This is a genomic window from Alkalimarinus coralli (assembly GCF_023650515.1).
GTDB classification, from domain to species: domain Bacteria; phylum Pseudomonadota; class Gammaproteobacteria; order Pseudomonadales; family Oleiphilaceae; genus Alkalimarinus; species Alkalimarinus coralli.
This window is the reverse complement of the sequence record NZ_CP096016.1, coordinates 2,173,912-2,195,872: the sequence shown is the minus strand read 5'-3', so window position 1 is coordinate 2,195,872 and position 21,961 is coordinate 2,173,912. Positions and strand designations below refer to the sequence as shown.

Annotated in this window: 20 protein-coding genes and 1 tRNA gene; 13 read left to right on the top strand and 8 right to left on the bottom strand. The window is 42.9% G+C overall.

Annotated features, from left to right (window positions below; all coding sequences use genetic code 11):
• Window positions 1–95: 95 nt before the first annotated feature.
• The gene (locus MY523_RS09720; RefSeq protein WP_250658572.1) at window positions 96–1,145 is read left to right on the top strand and encodes an AI-2E family transporter; all 1,050 of its coding nucleotides are present in this window, start codon (window positions 96–98) and stop codon (window positions 1,143–1,145) included.
• Between the two features lie 61 nt (window positions 1,146–1,206).
• Here MY523_RS09720 and MY523_RS09715 read toward each other — a convergent pair whose 3' ends face one another.
• The 3 genes from MY523_RS09715 to MY523_RS09705 form a co-directional block, all read right to left on the bottom strand.
• Window positions 1,207–1,779 (bottom strand): chalcone isomerase family protein, encoded by a 573-nt coding sequence (locus tag MY523_RS09715; protein ID WP_250658571.1) that lies wholly within the window; start codon window positions 1,777–1,779, stop codon window positions 1,207–1,209.
• 483 nt (window positions 1,780–2,262) lie between these two features.
• On the bottom strand, window positions 2,263–2,730 hold the full coding sequence (locus MY523_RS09710; RefSeq protein ID WP_250658570.1) for a peroxiredoxin: 468 nt from the start codon (window positions 2,728–2,730) through the stop codon (window positions 2,263–2,265).
• A gap of 58 nt (window positions 2,731–2,788) precedes the next feature.
• Complete coding sequence (locus MY523_RS09705; RefSeq protein ID WP_250658569.1) at window positions 2,789–3,337, bottom strand: glycine cleavage system transcriptional repressor; 549 nt, start codon at window positions 3,335–3,337, stop codon at window positions 2,789–2,791.
• 380 nt (window positions 3,338–3,717) lie between these two features.
• Here MY523_RS09705 and dapA point away from each other — a divergent pair, with 380 nt between their 5' ends.
• The 5 genes from dapA to MY523_RS09680 all read left to right on the top strand — a co-directional run bounded on the left by dapA (window position 3,718) and on the right by MY523_RS09680 (window position 8,515).
• Entirely contained in the window at window positions 3,718–4,593 is an 876-nt protein-coding gene (gene dapA, locus MY523_RS09700; protein WP_250658568.1) for a 4-hydroxy-tetrahydrodipicolinate synthase, read from the top strand.
• Window positions 4,594–4,655: 62 nt separating this feature from the next.
• The gene (gene bamC / locus MY523_RS09695) at window positions 4,656–5,714 is read left to right on the top strand and encodes an NlpB/DapX family lipoprotein (protein WP_250658567.1); all 1,059 of its coding nucleotides are present in this window, start codon (window positions 4,656–4,658) and stop codon (window positions 5,712–5,714) included.
• A 112-nt stretch (window positions 5,715–5,826) separates the two neighbouring features.
• Entirely contained in the window at window positions 5,827–6,537 is a 711-nt protein-coding gene (gene purC / locus MY523_RS09690; protein WP_250658566.1) for a phosphoribosylaminoimidazolesuccinocarboxamide synthase, read from the top strand.
• A gap of 31 nt (window positions 6,538–6,568) precedes the next feature.
• Window positions 6,569–7,315 (top strand): TIGR04219 family outer membrane beta-barrel protein, encoded by a 747-nt coding sequence (locus tag MY523_RS09685; protein WP_250658565.1) that lies wholly within the window; start codon window positions 6,569–6,571, stop codon window positions 7,313–7,315.
• A 192-nt stretch (window positions 7,316–7,507) separates the two neighbouring features.
• Window positions 7,508–8,515, top strand: a complete 1,008-nt coding sequence (locus MY523_RS09680) for an NAD-dependent epimerase (protein ID WP_250658564.1) — start codon at window positions 7,508–7,510, stop codon at window positions 8,513–8,515.
• Between the two features lie 39 nt (window positions 8,516–8,554).
• Here MY523_RS09680 and MY523_RS09675 read toward each other — a convergent pair whose 3' ends face one another.
• Window positions 8,555–9,163: a TatD family nuclease-associated radical SAM protein gene (locus tag MY523_RS09675; protein WP_250658563.1), complete on the bottom strand. Its 609-nt coding sequence runs from the start codon at window positions 9,161–9,163 to the stop codon at window positions 8,555–8,557.
• 184 nt (window positions 9,164–9,347) lie between these two features.
• Here MY523_RS09675 and MY523_RS09670 point away from each other — a divergent pair.
• Together MY523_RS09670 and MY523_RS09660 are read left to right on the top strand one after the other, a co-directional pair.
• Window positions 9,348–9,424 (top strand) — tRNA-Val (locus MY523_RS09670).
• A gap of 419 nt (window positions 9,425–9,843) precedes the next feature.
• A complete protein-coding gene (locus MY523_RS09660; RefSeq protein ID WP_250658562.1) occupies window positions 9,844–10,260 on the top strand; it encodes a helix-turn-helix domain-containing protein in 417 nt (138 codons plus the stop codon).
• A 71-nt stretch (window positions 10,261–10,331) separates the two neighbouring features.
• On the opposite strand, the gene MY523_RS09655 is transcribed toward MY523_RS09660, so the two are convergent.
• The 4 genes from MY523_RS09655 to MY523_RS09640 all read right to left on the bottom strand — a co-directional run bounded on the left by MY523_RS09655 (window position 10,332) and on the right by MY523_RS09640 (window position 15,135).
• Window positions 10,332–10,853 carry a hypothetical protein gene (locus MY523_RS09655; RefSeq protein ID WP_250658561.1) on the bottom strand — a complete coding sequence of 174 codons (522 nt, stop codon included), beginning with the start codon at window positions 10,851–10,853 and terminating at the stop codon, window positions 10,332–10,334.
• Window positions 10,854–11,049: 196 nt separating this feature from the next.
• Window positions 11,050–11,883, bottom strand: a complete 834-nt coding sequence (gene galU, locus MY523_RS09650; protein ID WP_250658560.1) for a UTP--glucose-1-phosphate uridylyltransferase GalU — start codon at window positions 11,881–11,883, stop codon at window positions 11,050–11,052.
• 329 nt (window positions 11,884–12,212) lie between these two features.
• On the bottom strand, window positions 12,213–12,905 hold the full coding sequence (locus MY523_RS09645) for a TSCPD domain-containing protein (protein ID WP_250658559.1): 693 nt from the start codon (window positions 12,903–12,905) through the stop codon (window positions 12,213–12,215).
• 91 nt (window positions 12,906–12,996) lie between these two features.
• The gene (locus tag MY523_RS09640; RefSeq protein ID WP_250658558.1) at window positions 12,997–15,135 is read right to left on the bottom strand and encodes an adenosylcobalamin-dependent ribonucleoside-diphosphate reductase; all 2,139 of its coding nucleotides are present in this window, start codon (window positions 15,133–15,135) and stop codon (window positions 12,997–12,999) included.
• Window positions 15,136–15,805: 670 nt separating this feature from the next.
• On the opposite strand from MY523_RS09640, the gene MY523_RS09635 reads away from it, so the two are divergent.
• The 5 genes from MY523_RS09635 to MY523_RS09615 all read left to right on the top strand — a co-directional run bounded on the left by MY523_RS09635 (window position 15,806) and on the right by MY523_RS09615 (window position 21,825).
• Window positions 15,806–16,828 (top strand): phospholipase C/P1 nuclease family protein, encoded by a 1,023-nt coding sequence (locus MY523_RS09635; protein ID WP_250658557.1) that lies wholly within the window; start codon window positions 15,806–15,808, stop codon window positions 16,826–16,828.
• Between the two features lie 154 nt (window positions 16,829–16,982).
• Window positions 16,983–18,341 carry a peptidylprolyl isomerase gene (locus MY523_RS09630; RefSeq protein WP_250658556.1) on the top strand — a complete coding sequence of 453 codons (1,359 nt, stop codon included), beginning with the start codon at window positions 16,983–16,985 and terminating at the stop codon, window positions 18,339–18,341.
• A gap of 195 nt (window positions 18,342–18,536) precedes the next feature.
• A complete protein-coding gene (locus MY523_RS09625) occupies window positions 18,537–19,556 on the top strand; it encodes a phospholipase C/P1 nuclease family protein (protein ID WP_250658802.1) in 1,020 nt (339 codons plus the stop codon).
• Between the two features lie 87 nt (window positions 19,557–19,643).
• Window positions 19,644–20,240: a hypothetical protein gene (locus tag MY523_RS09620; RefSeq protein ID WP_250658555.1), complete on the top strand. Its 597-nt coding sequence runs from the start codon at window positions 19,644–19,646 to the stop codon at window positions 20,238–20,240.
• 436 nt (window positions 20,241–20,676) lie between these two features.
• Window positions 20,677–21,825, top strand: a complete 1,149-nt coding sequence (locus tag MY523_RS09615; RefSeq protein WP_250658554.1) for a hypothetical protein — start codon at window positions 20,677–20,679, stop codon at window positions 21,823–21,825.
• The last annotated feature ends 136 nt before the right edge of the window (window positions 21,826–21,961 follow it).

Genomic DNA, 21,961 nt, shown 5'->3' with positions numbered 1-21,961 from the left:
ACTGAGAGGCGATTGGTAACGATGAAGTTTGTTTAGTGCATTTTTCATGCGATGCATTTTACCTAAAGTATTTAAGGCGAGCTAAAGGAGCCTGGATGTTAAATATTGTCCGTTCGTGGGTTGAGAAGTACTTTTCAGATGAAGAGGCTGTTGTTCTTTTTATTTTGTTAATTGCCGGGCTGGCCGTAGTTGTCTTGATTGGAGATCTGCTTGCACCTGTTATTGCGAGTGTTGTGTTGGCTTTTATTCTTCAAGGGTTGGTGAGTAAGCTGGTAGCAAGAGGGCTCAATGAAAAAGTATCAATACTGGCTGTCTTTATTCTTTTTATAGGTTTGTTTTTTACCTTTTTGTTTTTCCTGTTGCCTCTTGTTTTAGGCCAGGTCACATCTTTGGTGAAAGAGTTCCCGAGGATGTTCTCTGAGCTTCAGAGTTATATTAAATTACTGCCACAGGAGTATCCGTCACTATTGAGTGAGGCTTCGGTGAATAACCTGTTTAATCAAGCGACATCAGAAGCAGCAAAGTTTGGCCAGTGGGTTGTGTCGCTATCACTTGAAAGCTTTCCAGTGTTTGTCATGATTCTGATTTACATTGTTTTGGTTCCTATACTGGTATTTTTCTTTTTAAAAGATCGGACGTTGATTCTAAACTCATTGGCAGCCCTTCTTCCAAGAGATAAAGACGTAATGACGCGTGTTTGGCAAGAGATGAACATGCAGTTTGCTAACTATATCCGTGGAAAGGTTGTAGAAATTCTAATTGTAGGTGTTGTAACTTATGTAGCATTTGTTGTTATGGGGCTCAACTACGCTGCTTTGCTTGGTATTTTGGTAGGGTTGTCAGTATTGGTGCCCTATATCGGCGCTACAATCGTTACCATACCTGTTGCGATGATTGCGTTTTTTCAATGGGGGTGGGGGTCTGATTTTCTCTATCTAATTGTTGTTTACGGTATTATTCAGGCCCTTGATGGTAATGTTCTGGTACCGCTTCTTTTTTCTGAGGTTGTAAATTTACACCCTGTTGTCATTATTATTGCTGTTTTGTTCTTTGGCGGAATTTGGGGGTTGTGGGGAGTATTCTTTGCGATACCGTTGGCAACGCTGTTGAAGGCAGTCTTTACTGCTTGGCCTGTTTCCAAGTGAATGGAGGAAATATTGCCATCCCTGGCGTGGAGAAGTAGAGCGGGAAAGTTGGCTAAGAACGTTAATAACCCAGTATGTCTTGCTTAAAGCCGCTGCCTGCTGGGTTTTCTCCTATCCATACCGAAAGGAGAGCATCTGCAAACTGTTTTCCTGGTACTGTCCCTTTATTATCACCACCGATTATAACTCTGGTTCCCTCTCCAGGAATATAATCAAGATTTACCTCATCCCCGCGTTTTAACTTGCCGTCAAACATGGCTAAAAACTGATTGATATTCGGTTCAAGGATCTTTTGTTCTTCCACGCTGATGTTAAGCACTAAGGCATCTTTTAATGCTTGAGCAATTTTTCGTGCAGTTACTTTGCGCAGGAGTACATGAAAAAGCATTCGCCGGTGTTCGTCACTTTCGAGAATTTTGTTTTCATCGTGTGACGGGGTCTCCAGGTAAAGACCACCTACATAAGTGCTGATTACCATATAGGTCTTTCTTAGCGACGCGCCGTTAAGAGTTAGCTCTGCCCCTGAGTTATCGACTTTAATAATCTCTTCCAATTTAACATCGCTGATACTTCTTGCTTGTGATGTTAAAGGAAAAAGAGCGAGAATAAACAAAAAAGTGCTTAATGTTCTCATTTATTAGCTTCCTTTTGTTTTTGTTGTTTGCGCTGTTTTGGGCGGGTAAATATTTGTATATTCGTGTGTCTAAATATTATTTTATTTGATTTTATGCTCTAAGTACGCGGATAACGTTTTTTTTGGGATGTGATTGGCTGAATTGTGAGCACTTTCAACAACAGGAAGTGACTTGTTCGAGGCTTGCTGAAATATTGACAAAGATTAACAGTTCGAAGAGTGAGTAATATTGAGCGGGGGAGTGTAGATGAGTGACTTTTGTTGCGAGGAAAGCCCATACGCTTCCTTCGGGCTTTCCTCGCACATATAGAGACCTTTGCACGACGTTATGAGCGAAGTAAAGACAAGGCAAAAAATGAAGAAAAAGCGCAGTTTATGAGTAATAAATGAGCATTTTGAGTCATTTTTTAACGCTGTATTTGTAAGCGCAGTAGTCGTGCAAAGATCTCATATAAAAATATCTGTTGAAAACTATGGCTTATTTTATAGGTTCTGTACTGCATCTAGCACTTCGGCTACGTGGCCTTTAACTTTCACTTTGCGCCATTCGTTTCGAAGAACTCCCTTACTATCGATTAAAAATGTGCTCCTTTCAATCCCCATATATTCTTTTCCATACAGCTTTTTAAGCTTTATTACGTCAAATAGCTTACACAGCGATTCGTCGGGGTCTGAAATAAGCTCAAACGTGAACTCGTGTTTGTTCTTGAAGTTCTCATGCACGCGCAGGCTATCTCTGGATACACCAAAAATAACGGTATTGGCATCAGCAAACGCCTTTGAGTGGTCTCTAAAGTCCTGCCCTTCCGTAGTGCAACCTGGAGTGTTGTCTTTTGGGTAAAAATAAATGACAACGTTCTTCCCTTTAAGGTTTTCTGGGGTCACTGTAGTGTTGTTGGTGGCAGTCGACTCAAATTGGGGAATCGTTGCACCTATTTCTATTTTCGACATGGATGGTACCGTAGTTTATTCGGGTTGTGAGTTATTGCTGAAATAGCAGAGCCAATACTTAACTATTTCTTGCTGGTTCAATCGCAGCATCAAGGTTCAGGTCATCACAAAACACCATAAACTCTTCTCTTAGTGTTGCAAGGTGTGTGTCGGATGGCACTGTAATCGACATATTCAGGTTAAACATCTGTGTGCCTGTGTGAGGGGCGCTATATGTACCAGTCTGCAGATCGTCGATATTGATGTTCTGCTTTGAAAAGAAGTTTGCGATTTCATGAACTATGCCTGGGTTGTCTAGCGCAACGACATTGGCGGTATAGCAAATAGCCGCTTTGGGTTCACGCGGCTGGGTATGCTTAATAATTGTTGTTAGCTCTAACTTTTTAGCGAGTGCAGGGATTGTATTCTCAAGTTTTGCAATATCGTTCCAAGAGCCGGATACCATCATGATAACGGCAAATTCACCCCCGAGCACCGTCATTCGGCTATCGATGATATTACAGTTATTTTCAGCGCTGGCTTTAGCAAGCTCATTTACAATGCCTGGTCGGTCTCCGCCGATTGCAGAAATGACTAGATGGTTTTCTTTGGTGGATGTTGTGCTCATTTAAACGGTCCAATTCTTAAGAGTTAAATTAGATAGCGAGGGTAGAGCACTTATTTAGTGCCATGTTGGTTCTCAAACCCTAGAGTGTTTTATTAATTAAATTGGGGTGTTAGTAAAATTTATATGTTCTGCTTAAGTATAGTTAGCTGTCAACCCTAGTAAAGAATTATGCTGAGAGTGAAGCTGTTCGTCATTTATGGTTGGCTACTTTTTGACCTGTGTTGCTCGCCACCATTCATGAGTGGCGTCGTGCACGATATTTAATTTGGCAATTATATATCTAACTGGTGCTAAATCTGACTTCAACTCTTGTTTAACTGGGGGCTCGCGATTAACATATCCTTTTTTACTTTGCACAAACCCCCTGCATGGAGTGATGTATGATTTCTGGCAGCCTTGTCGCGCTAGCTACCCCAATGAACCCTAATGGAACACTTGATTGGGAACGATTAGATGGGCTTGTAGATTTTCACGTAAAAAATGGTACTGATGCAATTGTCGCAGTGGGGACAACAGGGGAGTCAGCAACGCTAAACCCTGATGAGCACTGTGAAGTAATCAGACGTGTGGTTGAGCGTGTTCAAGGTCGTATTTCTGTTATTGCAGGAACAGGGGCAAACTCCACAACTGAAGCCATTGACCTTACCAAAGAGGCCAAAAATATTGGTGTCGATGCATGCCTTTTGGTGACGCCTTATTACAATAAGCCAACTCAGGAAGGGCTGTACTTACATTATAAAAAAATTGCTGAATCGGTTGATGTTGACCAGATTCTATATAATGTCCCCGGCAGAACTGCCGTTGATATGTTGAATTCGACGGTGTTGCGCTTGGCTGATATTCCTAATATCACAGGTGTAAAAGATGCAACCGGGGATTTGGTTCGAGGCAAAGAGCTTATCGAAATGGTGGGTGATCGCCTGGCTGTATACTCTGGTGACGATGCGACCGCAGTTGAGTTAATTTTGCTGGGTGCCAAGGGTAATATCTCTGTCACAGCGAATGTTGTACCAAAGGATATGGCAGAGATGTGCCGACTGGCGCTTTCGGGTCAGGCTGAAGAGGCGCGCGCAATAGATAAGCGATTAGCTGACCTTAACAGTAAGCTTTTTGTTGAAGCTAACCCCATACCTGTTAAGTGGGCATTGCAGCAACTTGAATTGATTCAACCAGGCATAAGACTTCCTTTGACCCCTCTGAGTGATGCTTATCATCAGGATGTGCTAGCGGCCTTAAAAAGTGCTGGTGCTTTGTGATTTTGCAGTAACTCCCATATTTGCAAAGTCGATTCATTAGCCCGTAAAAAACAGTGTATTTAATGAGCCTAATCAGATTTTTAGTCGTTACGATATTAGTATTATCGATAGCTGCTTGTGGTGTTGTACGCGATAGATCAAATGACTATGTTGACGCAGAGCGTGGCCAGGCAATCGTGGTGCCTGACTGGTATCGGAGTGATGATATAAGGCCCAGATATCCCATTCCTCCCATTGAAAACAGGGATAGCCTTCCCGAAGAGTACGTGTTGCCGTCCCCGCCGGACGCCACAATAACTATCTTAACTGAAAATTATGTCATTGAAACGTTGGATGAGCAGTCCTGGCTTTTAGTCAATGAAACGCCAGGGCGCATTTGGCCATCACTTGATCAGTTTTGGGAAGAGAACGGCGTACGAGTTGAGTTTGAAAATCCTAGACTGGGCTTAATGCAGACCGAAGTGCTGGGTTCTAGTCTATTGTCAAAGCAGCTTCTTTCCAGAATAGGTCTGGGGGGCTCTACAGTTGACCGCCCTTTGCTGTTGCAAGCTAAATTGGGGCAGGGTGTAAAGAGAAACACCACTGAGCTGCAAGTTAGGGTGTTGGATACAAAGAAAAAAGGGCCTCAAGAGTTCAAAACATGGTCTGGGCTGCCCGGGCGTAGACTGGCTGAAGAAAAGCTACTTCAGATTATTAGCTCGTATCTTGAAAATAACCAGTCTTACCGCAGCTACTCACTGTTGGCGACTGATATTGGCGGGGCTTCAAAAGTAGCGCTTGTTTCAGGCAACAATGAGCGCCCCTATTTAAAGCTTGACCTATCATTTGAGCGTGCTTGGGGAGCAGCTACAAAAGGGTTACGTGGTGCTAAAATAAAAGTTGCTGACCGTGACAGAAGTAAAGGTATTTTCTATCTTGATTACGGGCGAGAGGAAGAGGAGGGGTGGTTCTCATCGCTGTTCTCTTCTGGAGATGAGCAGCGGCCAGAGTATAACTATACGCTTGATCTTGAGAAGATTGAGGATGGTTATCGTTTGATTGTAAACAAGACTGAGGGTGAGCCGATTACCCGTCTTGAAGAGATGGAGATTCTTAACTTGCTGCTGGATAATATATCTTAAGGCACATGCGCGACCTAAGGTTAACGCATATTTTGTTAGTAAGATAATGGGGCATGAGCATTCTCTGCCTTGTGAGAACGTTGAAATTAAATATTTTTGAGGCATAACCCTGATGGAAAAACGTGAAGAACTCTTTGCCGGCAAAGCTAAGTCTGTATACAAAACTGATAACCCAGACCGCTTTGTATTGCTATTCAGGGATGACACTTCGGCCTTTGACGGCCAAAAAATCGATCAGCTAAATCGCAAAGGTATGGTTAATAATAAATTTAATGCGTTTATTATGACCAAACTCGAAGAGGCAGGCATCCCTACCCACTTTGATCGCTTGTTGTCGGATCAAGAGTGCTTGGTTAAAAAGCTTGAAATGATTCCGGTTGAATGTGTTGTAAGAAATATCGCAGCTGGCAGCTTGTGTCGCCGCTTAGGTGTAGAGGAGGGAATAGACCTGACTCCTCCAACATTTGAACTGTTCTTAAAAAATGATGAGCTTCATGATCCAATGATCAACGAATATCACTGTCAGTCGTTTGGTTGGGCGACAGAAGAGCAGCTACAAGAAATGAAGCGCCTTACCTTTGAGGTTAACAAAGTACTCAAGGCCTTATTTGAAGATGCAGGCATGCTGTTGATAGATTACAAGTTAGAGTTTGGTATTTGTGAAGATAAGATTGTCTTAGGTGACGAATTTAGCCCTGACGGTTGCCGCATCTGGGACAAAGAAACGCGTAAAAAAATGGATAAAGATCGTTTTCGCCAAGGCCTGGGTAATGTAATTGAAACCTATGAAGAAGTTGGGCGACGCTTAGGTGTGGAGTTTTAAGAATCGAATAACAATAATTGCGGAGAATGGAATGAAATATATAAAAGCAGGAATCTCAGTATTAGCAGCCTCATTGATATCTGTGTCTTCGAATGCAGATGTATTGGGAGCTTCAGCATCGCTGACTTATTGGTCGCCAGACATATCTGGAACTATACAGTCTGGCGGAGGAAAAATTGATGTTGATAAAGACCTGGGATTGAGTCGTAATGATTCAGCTATTTTTACAGCATCCATTGAACACTTTGTGCCGCTGATTCCTAATTTCCGCTTTCAGTATTCAGATATGGATCAAGTCACATACGGCTCCGTTAACAATGTTGATTTCAATGGCCAAAACTTCGATGGTGCAGTTCAGACAAGCCTGGATCTAACGAACTATGATTTTACGCTTTATTATGAAATTCTGGATAACTGGGTCAATCTTGATTTAGGGCTAACGGCAAAAGTATTCGACGGCGTATTGTTGCTAAGAGAGCAAAACGCAAATCCTGTGGCGGCTTATAGTAAGACCGATATTGATTCCGTAATCCCGATGCTATACGGAAGCGCAATATTTGAGTTACCTATCACATCATTGTCTGTTGGGGCAGAGGGTAGCGCCGTTACCGTAGGAAGCGACTCCGCATATGACCTCGTTGCTATGATGAGATACAGGGCCAGCTTTTTTGGTCTTGAAGCGGGCTACAGAGCGATGGGGTTAGACGGTAAGGTAGATGGTATCAATGTTGATGCTAGAACTGACGGCCCTTATCTTAGCGTAATGTTGGCTTTTTAATCGCTTGCTAGAGACCTTTGCACAAGTACTGTGCTTACAATATAGCGTTAAAAAATGACTCAAAATGCTCATGTATTAAATATCTACTGCGTTTTTTCGTCATTTTTTCCTTGTCTTTGATTCGCTTATAAGGTCGTACAAAGGCCTCTACTATTGTGCAGAATAAATTAATTAAGGTGTAAGGAGTATGAAGTGAGAATTCTTGTCACAGGGACTGCGGGCTTTATTGGTTCCACTTTGGCTATTCAGCTACTGGAGCGTGGTGATGAGGTTATCGGTGTAGATAATCTCAATGACTACTATGAAGTTAGTCTCAAGGAAGCTCGGCTCGCAAGGCTAACAGGCCATCCTAACTTTACAGACGTACGGCTTTCTGTTGAAGATAGAGACGGCATGGAAAAACTCTTTGAAAAGTATAAACCTCAGCGAGTTGTCCATTTGGCAGCGCAAGCGGGTGTCAGATACTCACTTGAAAATCCTCACGCTTACATCGACGCGAACGTTGTTGGCTTTATGAATATACTTGAAGGATGTAGGCATCATAAGGTCGAGAACCTGGTATATGCATCAAGTAGTTCAGTTTATGGGGCAAACGAATCGATGCCGTTTTCTGTGCACGATAATGTAGATCACCCGGTAAGCCTTTACGCAGCAACCAAAAAGACAAACGAGTTGATGGCCCATACATACAGTCATCTCTACGGAATACCTACTACAGGGCTTCGTTTCTTTACCGTTTATGGGCCCTGGGGGCGGCCAGATATGGCGCTCTTCCTGTTTACGAAAAGTATTCTGGATGGCAAACCTATCGATGTTTTTAACTACGGTAATCACAGGCGGGATTTCACCTACATAGATGATATTGTAGAGGGGGTAATTCGTACTCTTGACCAGGTTGCCCAACCGAATATCGAATGGGACGGGCAAAAGCCTGACCCTGGAACGAGTAAAGCGCCTTACCGAATTTATAACATTGGTAGTAACAATCCTTGTGAACTTCTACGTTATATTGAAGTTATCGAAGACTGTTTAGGTAAAAAAGCTGAAAAGAACTTACTTCCACTACAGCCGGGTGACGTGCCAGATACCTATGCAAACGTAGATGCATTGATCGAAGATGTCGATTACAAGCCTTCAACACCGCTAGAAGAAGGTATTGCGAAGTTTGTTGAATGGTATCGAGATTACTACAAAGTATAAAATTAGCGATTCACAAGGTAGTTGGCTTTGGTGCCTGGGCTAACCAACTATATCTAATACCCGTTTTCTAAACTTAACTCCCAGGCTCTTTGCGAGCTTCTCGCAGGCATCAATATCAACCCCTTCCAAACCCTCTATCGCCGTTGCGGTTACATCCTCAATGTAGCTAGGCGCCGCTGCAAGAAACCCCATCATATTGTGCCATGATTTATTTAGACCAGGCTTACAGTGTTGGTTATATACTTCTTCATTTTGCCCATTCATTGAAATAGAAAGGCTATCCACACAGTCTGCAAGCTCAGGAAGGACATTTCTCTTGTGGGCTAGGTTTGCCAGGCCGTCTGTGTTAACGCGAACGTTACCGCCTTTCTGCTTAACCCATCTGGCGACACTAATTAGCTCTTGCAGTCTTAATGTGGGCTCGCCAAAACCGCAAAATACTACTTCGTCGTACTGTGTAGGGTCTCCGATTTCGTCAATAACTTCTTCTGCCGATGGCTTATGATCCAGTGCCAAATCATAATCATGAACCTGCCAGCTGCCATTAAACTTAGGACAAAATGAGCACTTAAGCGTACAGCGATTGTTTAAGTTGATATACAGCGAATCCCGAATTGTGTATACGATAGTTGAGTGTTCGTTGTTCATAATAAAAGCACTTAATAAGGACGCTAGTTAAGCCATTTTAACGAGTATGAACTGATTGTACTTTGATCACTATCAATAGGTATGATACGCGAATCTCTCGTTGAGCAGAGATAGTGTGAATAGAACGTATATTTCTCTTGATCAGGGAAAATATCTTTGTTACATTACGCACCCGCTGCACAGTAGGACTATAGCTCAGTTGGTTAGAGCGCTACCTTGACATGGTAGAGGTCGGCAGTTCGAATCTGCCTAGTCCTACCAATTTTAAAAGCTCGTAATTTGCGGGCTTTTTTATTGCCTGAAATAAACTGAGTGCAGATGAGAACTGCCGAAGGCATGTTCGAGCCGAGCGGCGCAGCCGTGAGACAACATCGCGAATGCGATGGCCCGTAGGGTGAGAGAAGCGAATAATCGCCTAGTCCTACCAATTTCAATTCGCTGTAAAAAGTATTGAAATTGTACTCCTTAAAACACCCTCGTTATTTCTCTTAATTTAAGTGCCCAATAAATCCTCATTTTTCTCAGTATAAGAGCTAGCCTTTCCTATAATATTAATTTCCGAGTCATTCAGGCTAAGCTTAAATTGCCATTTTGCGTAAATGATCGAATGATTCTTTAGAGCTATTCATAATCCATTGTTGTTTGATATGATTACCGCTGATCCATCTGGAAGTTGACTTATGAAGTACCTCAGTAAATTCCACAAGCATTTAAAGCAGTTAAGAGAAGAAAAGCACCTTACAATAGATGATATTAGCGTTATCTGTCAGGTCGATGTGACGGTAGTGAATGCTTGGGAGTCTACTCAGGAGGATAAAAGGTGCTTCCCTAGTATCGATAATCTGATTGATCTTTGCTTGAAAACAGGTACTCAGCTAGATGCTTTGTTAGAGCTGAATTATGACCATGAAGATGAAGAGCAGTTAGAGTTACCTGGCTTGGCGTTTATTGATGAAAACGACGTAAATCTGTCGCTTGACCATCTTCAAAAAGAGATTGAAAAGCTACTCCCTACAGATGATGAATTAGAGCTGTTGAAGCGTTTTAGGCGAAGTGATGATGAAAATAAAAAGCTCATTCTTCAACTGATGAATTAGCTCTAAATTGCTTTTATGCGGCATGTGCTTACTTTAATTTTTGTGCCTTATATTTAGGCGGCTTTTCGCCATTACATATTTTTTAAAATCAACGCCGATGACATAAAACGGTTGGCATCAGTATGCGGGCGAACGCGGTTTCGTTCTATTGTGGTAAGGGTGAGCAGTGTGTCTTCTCCCAAGTAAAGCGCACCGTTTAGTAATATGCTTTCATTCTCCATAAACAGCTGTGCTGCAAACTTCGCGATGTTGTCTGTTACTGAATAATTCAGAATTATTAATGTATTCCCGCCCAGGCTTTCGATGTGCTCTGTCATCCTCATCTCTAGCCACTCTGCCTTTTTCGCATTGCGTTCAGGACGATCATTTTTGCAATCAGCTCTCATAAATGTATTGGGCAGATAGAGTTGAGCAGAGTAGGTGGATTCATCTTTTGCGAGAACGCCAATGCTCTGAGGAAAGCGGGGGAATACGACTTTATGCTCACATGCCGGTGGGCTGAATAGGAACCCGTTGGTGTAAAATGAAGCTTCGCTAGGTGTAACAGGCGAAAACATAAATGAAGATACTAGACCTACGAGCGAATACCACATTGATGACACTCCCCCTTAACTACTTTACTGTAATCATAGTTGATGGAGGAAAATAGGGCGCATCTATTGTGTACTAAGGAACAAAAAAATCTATAAACGGGTTTTAAGTGAAGGTTTTTATATTAAGGGAGCAAGCATTGGCAGGAAAAGAGAATAAGGGTGGACGAAGGCCCACCCCTTAACTTCACCTTACAGGTTAGCTTTTCTTGTAAATGTTTTCGTAGACGTAGTTTGTTGCCTCAACAAACCCGTCAATACTGCCGCAATCGAACCGTTTGCCTTTAAACTTATACGCCAGTACGCAACCATTTTTGGCTTGAGTCATCAATGCGTCAGTGATTTGTACTTCGCCATTTTTTCCGGCTGGGGTGTTTTCGATAATTTCGAAAATGTCAGGAGTGAGTATATATCTCCCGATAATCGCCAGGTTAGAAGGCGCATCCTTAGGGTCTGGTTTTTCAACCATATCTGTAATCCGGTAGAGCCCTTCTTTCATGCACTCACCTGCGATGACGCCATACTTATTGGTTTCTTCTGGTGGCACTTCCTGAATCGCAACGATACTGCATCGAAATTGATTGTAGAGTTTCGCCATTTGAGCCATTACTTCATCTTCGCCTGGTTCAACAACGCAGAGGTCATCAGCCAATACGACACCAAATGGGTTTTCTCCAACGAGGTTCCGCCCAGTTAGGATTGCATGGCCAAGCCCTTTCATTTCACGTTGGCGAGTAAATGAAAACTGGTTATTTTCAATAAGGTGACGAATAGATGCCAGTAGCCCTTCCTTCCCGCTGCCCTGAATCTGGTGCTCAAGTTCGTAGCTGATATCAAAGTGGTCTTCTATCGCTCTTTTGCCTCGGCCAGTTACAAAGCCAATGTTATTCATACCTGCAGCAACGGCTTCTTCGACGCCGTACTGAACGAGTGGCTTGTTTACCACCGGCAGAATTTCTTTAGGCATCGCTTTGGTTGCAGGTAAAAAACGGGTTCCATAACCCGCAACGGGGAATAGGCAATTCTTAATCATTCTTAACATCCTGTTGGTGCGTTAGTCTAAATACAGCAAATGAATTTATGCACAAAAAAACTGCCAATATCAAATGGCAGGTTAAGCTTATATCGCTTTTATGACTATTGTAATTGAGTCGTCGATTAATGTTTAGGTTGGAGATGATTTAATTGAGTATTTCCTATCGTTGACAGGAAAAGAGGGGATCGGTTCATGTGGGTTGTATTAGTGAGTCTTGGTAATAAAAAAGGAGGCAACTGCCTCCTTGGCCAGAGTAAGGTGCTTGTGAGATACCTTACTCTGAACGTTTGACTCTGAACTTAGCAATGCTCGGCTAACTTAAATATTTAGCCGCACTTGCTATCACCGCAGTTTAAGCAGGTCTTGCAACCATCCATTACAATGACTGCTTTAGTAGAGCATTTCTTGCATACGGTCGCGTTTGCAGGGAATGCAGTGTCGGAGTCATTGGCACTATTTGATTGCTTGGCTTCAAATTCAGCTCGCTTTTCAGCCAATATCTTTTTGGCGTGGTCACTTAGCTCCTCAGTTTGGATAAGGCCAATCGCCTTCATGTGCTTTTCAATAACCGCACCGATTTCAGCAACCAGGGATGGCATGAATACGCCGCCTTTTTTATAGTAACCGCCGTTTGGATCATAAACAGAAGAAAGCTCTTCGACCAAGAATGTAATATCTCCGCCCTTTCGGAATACAGCAGATATAACGCGTGTTAAGCCTATGACCCACTGGTAATGCTCCATTGATTTGGAGTTGATAAATACCTCATAAGGGCGTCGAACTTCATGGTCAGTATCTTCATTCAGCAAGATATCATTTATCGTGATATATAGTGCGTGTTCAGAAACCGGGGGCTTAATTTTATAGGTAGAACCAAGCAAAAACTCTGGACGAGCGATGTTCTCATTCATTTCAACGGGAGCGAATGTATCAGCGCTCTCGGTTTTAACATCTTGTGCGTTGCTTTCAGCTTTTTTAACTTGGTAGCCGACAATTTTCTTTTCAATTTTGACGGTCATGATCAAATGCCTATTGTCTGTATTTTACTGAGATCAAACTAACTGCCTTCGTTGCTTTTTATAAAGGCAGTATTACGTATTTAGGTGTGAATCAATACTTGCCGTATGTGCCTTCTTTTAAGGCATCAAATAAGTTGGCGGCTGAATGAACTTCACCATCGTATTCGATCTCTTCATTTCCTTTTACACTTACTTTACTGCCGTCGTCTAGTGTAAATTCGTAAGTTGTGTTTTCCAAGTCCTGCTCTTTAACCAATACACCCTGGAATGCTTCGGGGTTAAAGCGGAATGTTGTGCATCCTTTTAATCCCTTTTCATAAGCATACATGTAGATGTCTTTGAAGTCCTGGTATGGGAACTCCGTTGGAACATTGGCCGTTTTTGATATGGAAGAGTCAACCCAAAGCTGAGCAGCAGCCTGGATGTCAACATGCTGAGTTGGCGTTACCTCATCAGCTGAGATAAAGTAATCAGGCAGTTTTGCATCTTCGCTCTCGGCATAAGGCATTGCATTTTGGTTGACGAGGTGGCGGTATGCCAGCAACTCATATGAGAAAACATCGACTTTCTCTTTTGTCTTTTTACCTTCGCGAATAATATTTCTTGAGTAGTGGTGTGCGAAACTAGGTTCTACACCGTTACTTACATTATTCGCAAGAGACAGGGAGATAGTGCCCGTGGGTGCAATGGACGTATGGTGTGTAAAGCGGGCGCCTTTTTCACAAATTTTTTCCACCAGCTCTGGTTCATACTGAGCAATGCGCTGCATGTATCGGCTGTATTTTGCGTGCAATACCTTGCCTTTAACACGGTCACCCGCTTTAAAGCCGTCTTCTTTCATTTCAGGGCGCTTGCGGAGCATTTCTTCCGTTACAGTGAACTCTTCTTCCATGACTGGTGCTGCGCCTTTCTCTTCTGAAAGTGCTAATGCTTGCCTCCAGCCTTCGAGTGCCATCTCACGGTTTACTTCTTCAGTAAATTTAACTGATTCTTCGCCGCCGTAAGGTAGCTTTAACATGGTTAGAGCTGAGCCTAAGCCAAGAATGCCCATGCCGTGACGTCGCTTATTCAGTATTTCGTTACGCTGACCTTCAAGTGGAAGGCCATTGATTTCAACAACGTTGTCTAGCATGCGGGTGAAAATGGCGACCACTTTACGGTATTTTTCAAAGTTGAAAGTCGCTTGATCAGTGAATGGCTTCTCGACAAACTTGGTCAGGTTTACTGAACCTAACAGACAGCTACCATAAGGGGGAAGTGGCTGTTCGCCGCATGGGTTTGTTGCACGGATATTTTCACAAAACCAGTTGTTATTCATTTCGTTTACTTTATCAATCAGGATAAAGCCAGGTTCAGCGAAGTCATAGGTTGATGTCATGATGCTGTCCCAGATAAAGCGAGCTTTTACGGTGCTATAAACGCGGCAAGCGACCAGCCCTTCTTTATTGGTTACATATTGGTCTTTTACCGGAAACTCCCGGTATGTAAATTTGCTTTCATCCTTTACATCAAGGCCATCTTCATCCACCTCTTCTTGAGTAACAGGGAATGATAGCTTCCAGTCTGCATCTTCTTTGACGGCTTTAATAAAGTCTTCTGTGATAAGAAGCGACAGATTAAATTGGCGCAGTCGGCCATCTTCTCGCTTTGCTCTAATAAAATCGAGCACGTCAGGGTGGTGCACATCGAAAGTGGCCATCTGAGCGCCACGTCGTCCGCCGGCAGAGGATACGGTGAAACACATCTTGTCAAAAATATCCATGAACGAGAGAGGGCCAGACGTTGTTGCACCAGCGCCGGCTACGTAGGCACCTTTTGGACGTAATGTAGAGAACTCATAACCAATGCCGCAACCCGCTTTAAGGGTAAGCCCTGCTTCATGATTCTTGAAAAGGATGTCATCCATAGAATCATTAACGATGCCTGATACGGTGCAGTTGATTGTTGATGTGGCGGGCTTGTGCTCGCCTGCACCTGCATTAGACATGATTCGCCCAGCAGGAATTGCACCGTGTTCCAGTGCCCAAACAAACTCTTTGTGAACTTTATCCCTGTTCTTTTTGTTTTCAACTTCTGCCAGAGCTTTTGCTACACGCGAATAGGTTTCATTAATGTTGTTGTCAACCGGGTCACCATTCTTGGTTTTAAGCTGGTATTTTGTGCTCCAGATATCCAGTGAAGCGTCTTGCATCGGGATTGGTGTAGTGATTGGTTCAACTTTCGCGTTCATTTCAGCCCTCTAGCGACAAATATGTCAAATGGTTGGGGGCTACATGTTGTGTTAGTTGTTACTAACAGCGAACCCCCATATTTATTCGTTCTTTTAAGATCAAACGATATAAAAATAAAAAAATGGTTGTATTTTAAAGCGAATTAGGCGTTTGTTCTTATTAGTGGTTAAGAATTGGATGGAACCCAATATATCCGCTTTGATGTGGCTCAGTATAACACTATATGGTGTTATGTGAAGGTTGAATTTATAAATTTAATAGTAAAACTGTACCTCTTTAAGGGTTTTATACAGGTGCTGTTTGGCTTGAATGTTGCGAGAGGCCTAGAGTTGTATAGCTTGCCAATAAAGCTGATAAACAAAAAAAGACCAAGGCTATATTTTTCAAATGCTACTATATATTGTGTTTTGGGTTGTGCTAGCAAATCCCCTGAAATATAAATGGTTAAAGTTGGCGTATACGTCATATTTTTCTATTAAATGTGTACGGATGCACAAAAATACTTATTTTTGGTCATATATTATTCATATAAATAAGGTATTCTTTGATTTCATTTTCGGATGTGAACAAGTAGGTTCGTAACATTCTTAAAATGGCTGAAGAATAACAATGTCACAAACTGGCTGAGAGTAATCAACAACAAAAATAATAGATTAAAGGGTTTATACCATGATTAAAAATACGATAGCGGCGTTAACAGTATCAGCTCTGATGCTACCTTCACTGGATGCTTATGCATGGAAGCAGGACACTCACCGGCAAATAGTAGTTGACGCGGTCAACTATATGCAGGCTAACCCAGACACAACTGAGTATAACCGTCTTGCCGCAGTAGCAGCAGCTTCAGGGTACACGATTGACCAGTTTGCATTGGTGCTAGGGCAGGGCGCTTATGATGTTGATGACTTTGAGGATACCTTTATTTGTGGTGCTGTAACGGGGGATTGTCAGCAAGCGCCTGTTTGGGGTGCGGGCGCATCAATTGTTAAGTATACGTCTTATTGGCACTTCCAGAATCATACACAAGGAGGGGATGCTCACGGGAATGATTTAGGCGGGTACAATTACGACAAGTTAACTGTTTGGGGAACGATTGATAACCTCGCTGCTACATGGCTTTATGGCGATCACTTAGATGATGGCTGGGGAGGAATGCGAGGTTGGTTCTGGAGCGAAAACAGCAAGTACAATAGCTATGGGGTTACTGAGCGCAACTACCGACATGAAGGATCTTCTTCAAAATCAATGTATGCTGATTTCGAGAAAATTCCCTTTCAGCCGATTGATAACCTGGGTCAGTATTGGTACGAGCAGTTCAGTGCTCGCCCAACAGCGCAAACACTGGGCTTTGTTCTGCACACGACTGACTTGCTTCAGCCGCATCACACCTGGACAACATCTGACCTAAATCACTCAGGGTGGGAGTCATGGGTTGCTGATTACTACTTTAGTGAGAATCTTAACGACTTTAACAAAGTAAAGGCCGCTTTAAATGATTTCACGCCTATTGCTGATGGATCTAATGATATTCGTCCATTGCTTACAGAAGGTGGCGCGTTTTCATACTCGAACGGCGGTATTGTGTTAAGCAGCCAAAACCACAGTGATCGTGTTCAAGTTGCAGAGCAGACAGTTCCTCATGCCATTGCTATGGTTGTTCATATTCTGAACCACGCAGCTAAGCGCTTTTAATTAGTAAACCTGCATAAAAGAACGGCATCGTTCTTGTGATATCCCGACACCAGGAAGGTGTCGGGTTTTAGTTATCTGGGGCCATGTAACCCGTTGTTATTGAATGGTAGATGTTCGATATAGGTTACTGGTACGAACTAAGTAGTGAGTTGTAATGAACCTATCGCCTGTTATAAAAAGTCTCTTATTTATTTTCACCTGCTTCTATTCATTGTTAGCCTTTGGGGCACCCACTGGCTTTGCCACTATTGATGACCCAAAGACTGTCGCTGTTGTTAACGGGTATAAGTTTCCGTTGGTCAGCGTTGACTTACTCTATAAAAGTGTTTCCCAGGGTAAACGCCCAATGCGCTATGGTGATCTGGTCAATGGTCTTATTGAAAATCGGTTGTTGGCTGAGTATGCAGAGCAGGAAATAAAAGAAGAGTCATTAATGAGCAATAATCCAGTGGGGTTTTCTGTCGAAACCTACTTGGATGATCAATACACCGGGTTTATTCAAGCGTCATATCATCAACAGCTGTCTTCCTATATTAAGGAGAACATAGGCGCATCACCTGAGGCCATCACATCTTTCTATTTAGACGATAAACATCAACAGCTTTCACAGTTGTTAGATATGAGTAAGCGTATGGAATATCTGCTCACCCCTGAGCAACAACAAGCGGCACAAGGGTTGGTTATTGCTGAATATAAACTACCTGGTGAGTCGAGCGAATCGGTAACGCTATTTGATATATACAGGCGTCAGAATATTCAAGGCCGAATCAAAATTCATCAAATGAATCTTGAATTTATTAAGGCGCAGATTAATCAATTTGTTTCTTCAAATACTGTGAGCTGGTGGGCTGCTCATCACTCTGGTCTCAAATCATTCGAAATTGAAGCGCTTAAACGGTTTATAAAGGATCGTCATTATAAGTCGAGAGTGATAGCCCATCATGGCGTCAGTGCTGATATACATGACGACAATCCCCCGTTGGATGAAGCATTCAAAAAAGTAACACCAGCTGAAATTAAACAGTACTTTAATGCAAATAAGGAAAAATTTAAGCGAATTGAATATGTAGAGGCGAGGCATATTCGGTTAGCCGATTTTGATGCCGCAGGGAAAGCTAAGGCAGCGCTCGAAGAGGGGATGGAATTTTCAGAAGCGGCTAAAAAGTTCTCAATTGCCAAAACCAGGAATGCGTCTCCGGCAGGAAGCCTGGGTAAGGTGCGCGCTGAGGACGGAGGTAGTCAGTGGGCAAAAAGCGCGGTGTTTGCATTAAAAGAAGGCGTTGTCTCCAGGCCGATCAGGTCGCCCCAGGCTGATGGAAAAACCGTTTATTGGGAGATCTTCCTGGTTGATAAGCGTGAAGAGAACTATTTTGACGTTGACAGCGAAACCGTTCGCTACCTGGCAGGCAAAGAAATTGCTCGCAAAAACCTCGAAAATGAGTTCTTAGCGGTTCGGAAAAATTTGTTTAAAACAGCAGAAATAAAGATTAACCCTTCACTAATACGTCGGTGACATGAGTGCTTAGCCGGGAAATTATTCCCAATAACGAATTTGATTGTAAAAGGTTGTTAAAGACCGTTTGCATGATAAATGGAGCTCAACACCTGAGTCCTGAAACGGATATTCTAAACCTATAAACAGTAGAGCGACGTTTTGCATAAAAATAAAAAACGCGCATATCAATATCTTAAGGGCAATATTCCAATGATAAAAAAATCAGTCATAGCACTGAGTGCTGCAAGTGCTATCTTAATCGCAGCTGATGCATCAGCGTGGACGCAAGAAACTCACCGCCGAATCGTTATCGATGCAGTAAATTATATGCAACAAAACCCATCAACCACTGAATACACACGTTTGGCCGCCGCCGCGACGGCAGCAGGTTATACGGTGGATCAATTTGCAAACGTACTGGGCCAGGGCGCTTATGACGTTGATGATTTTGAAGATACGTACCTGTGTGGAGCAACAACCGGAAACTGCCAGGTCGCTCCTGTGTGGGGGGCGGGTAGCTCCATTGTAAAATATACCTCTTACTGGCACTTTCAGAACCATACTCAAGGTGGTGATGCTCACGGAAATGACCTGGGTGGTTATAACTACGATAAGTTGACGGTATGGGGCGCTATAGACAACATGGCGGCATCATGGTTATACGGTGATTACCTTGACGATGGTAATCGCGGGCTTACTGGCTGGTGGGGGCGTGATAGCAGCAAGTACAACTCTTACGATATTACTGAGAAAAACTACCGCCATGAAGGCTCTTCAAGCCGCTCAATGTATGCAGATTTTGAAGATGCGCCATTTCAGCCAATCGACAACCTTGGTCACTATTGGTATCAGCAATTTTTAGCGCAGCCTACTGCTCAAACGTTAGGTTTCGTTCTTCATACTACGGACTTGTTGCAGCCTCACCATACATGGACGACGTCAGACTTAAACCACTCTGGTTGGGAAGGCTGGGTTAACGACAACTACTATAGTGAAAACTTGAACGACTCAGCGAAAGTGGCGACAGCATTAAACAGCTTCACTGCGTTAGCCGACAGCGCAACAGATATTCGCCCACTATTAACAGAGGGCGGGGCGTTTTCTTATTCAAACGGTGGCATTGTATTGAGTAGCGAAAACCACAGTGATCGTGTTCAAGTTGCAGAGCAGACTATCCCTCACGCTATTGCAATGGTTGTGCATATCCTTAACCATGCGGCAAAGCGTTTCTAATACTTCCTTGTTGAATAGATGGGCTCTTGGATTTAAGAGCCCATCTATTCAATGTGTTATTTGGCCTAATGTGATGTATCTAGCTTAATGAATAGATCAATGTGGTTTCTGGTAATCTTCTTGGCGTCATGTTCAATTATTTTGGGCTTGGTGCTGGGGTATAACAATGCCCAGCAGGCTGATGTAGTAGAGCCTCCCTCTGCTAATTCGGAACAGCCTGTTAAGCCAAATCCCACTAAACCACTTCAAGCGCCTAAACCAGCTGCAGTGATCGCAAAAAAAACAGTGGAGAACAATGACAATAAAGAAGAGGACGAGGATGTCAGCCGGCCAGAATATGAGTATGAATTAGACCAATATGCCATTGAATCGATGGCTGAGGCTCGGCTGAATGGTGATGATCGTGCCCCCCCTATCGGTAAAAGCGCTGAAACAGAAGCGCCAACCGCCGAAGAACTTGAAAGCCCGGAGCTTTATCTCGAGTATGAGTCCAGGCAGGAACAAAAGATATTCAAGGCCTATGTTGAAGCGGCAGATATCAAGATCGATATGCTGGAAGAACAAATTGCCAAAGCCAAAGCACAAGGCCTGCCGGAAGAAGAACTCGCGGTCGGTATAGAAAAAGTTAGACGTATTAAAGAGATGAAAGCTCAGCTACTATCGGAGAACCCAGGCTTGCAATGATCTGCTGCGCCAAACAGCCATAAAAAAAGTGCTAATCCCTCAGCACTCTAAGTAGCTTACTTCTCAGCTCGGAGAATAAAATGAAAAGCCTGATTAATTGCTTCATATTTTATTATAGGGCGCAGGCGCAGTTCCATTATATTTTTTGACGCTTAGCTTTTTCAGTTTTACAACCCCATCAGGAGTTTCTCTTTTTTTATATTGGGTTACTCCTTTCTTATAAGTCCCCCAGTTAAATTCATACTCTAAAAGGTTATTTTTATTACGGTTAGCGATAAAAATATGTACGGATGTGCACTTAATCAAGTTAAAATAGTACAAAATTACTATAATGAATCGATAGTCAGTTTTTAACACTATTTAAATAGATAGCTAGAAGTTAAATCGATGGCGTGTATTTAAATAGATGGCTTTAATCATTTTATAGGGTGCTATTGTGTTAACAGTTGCTGTTTTGGTGGTCGTTGCAGCGTTGCTTTTCTTTCTGGTTGAATATCTGAATGGTAGCAAGCGCAGTTTGGGGGAGTTTTCTAAATTTGATATCTCCTTTAATGGCGAGAATATACAAGGCTTGGGACTGTTTATTGATACTCGGTCAGATGAGCAGAAAGCTAGGAACAGACGTAACGGTCGCCTTGATGGTGATGTGATCATATTCCTTCATGGCCACGGCCAGCAGCCTAAATACGGTATTGAGATGACAACGCAGTTAGCCGAAAAAAGTCGTTCCGGTATTGTGTTTATTCCTCATGTTTATACTCCTTATGGCTGCGTTAGGAAATGGCGGGGGGATAAAGGTAAGTTAGTTTTGCTTATGGCGTTATGCCGTTACTGCCTGGCCAAAAAAGGTTTGCAGATACCGGAAAGTGACAACCCATGTGAACTCCCTATTTCAATTAACGAGAGAGGGACAGGATCAAATGAAGCAACGCCCGCACAGAAAATCGACTGTAAACTCACAGTTGTGGGTTGGTCACATGGGGGGTTATTAGCGAGAAGGTTTGCCAATGCAAATCCATCATGTGTTAACAACTTAGCGCAGATGACGCCAGCGGGTTATGAGTCCTGGGGTAGACGCCCTTGGGCAGGCGTCAACCTGTTTACCAATTTTATGATTGAAGTTGGGCTGATAAGCCTTATGGTATTTAAGGGGCAGTTTAAATATCCCCTGATCGCAGGGGTTGCCATTGTTAGAGGAACGTTGTCAGACTCTCTATATGCGTTTGTTTCATATGTTAAATCAAAATCAAACTTACCTTTGAAATTGGCGCGTGCCTATATAGATATTGAGCAGTGCAGCCACGTCGCAACGGATGTGAATGTTCCTGTGAGTGGGCTAGACAATATTGTTGTTTTGTTTGGCCAGAACGACAGTGTATTTGAGGCGCGAAACGCGCTGTCGGGTGTTGATCTAAAATCAGGCCAGGAGTTTTCAAACAGGCTATTTGAGAAGTTCTACCCTTCGGCGGTTAAAAATGGCTCAAACTGCTCTTTTAAGGTTTTGCCTGGTAACCATATCGGGCCGTTGGTTCATGCGGAACAGTATATTGAAGAAGTACTGAAAGGAACCGGCCAAAGAGCCTGACACTGATCAAACAATACGGGTAAAAATTCGATATACTTCACTTGATCCTTTTCACAATAATTGAGACGGTTTAATGAGTGAACGATGTTGCCCAAATTGCCATGCTCCGATAGAACAACCTATCGAAAAAGGCGCT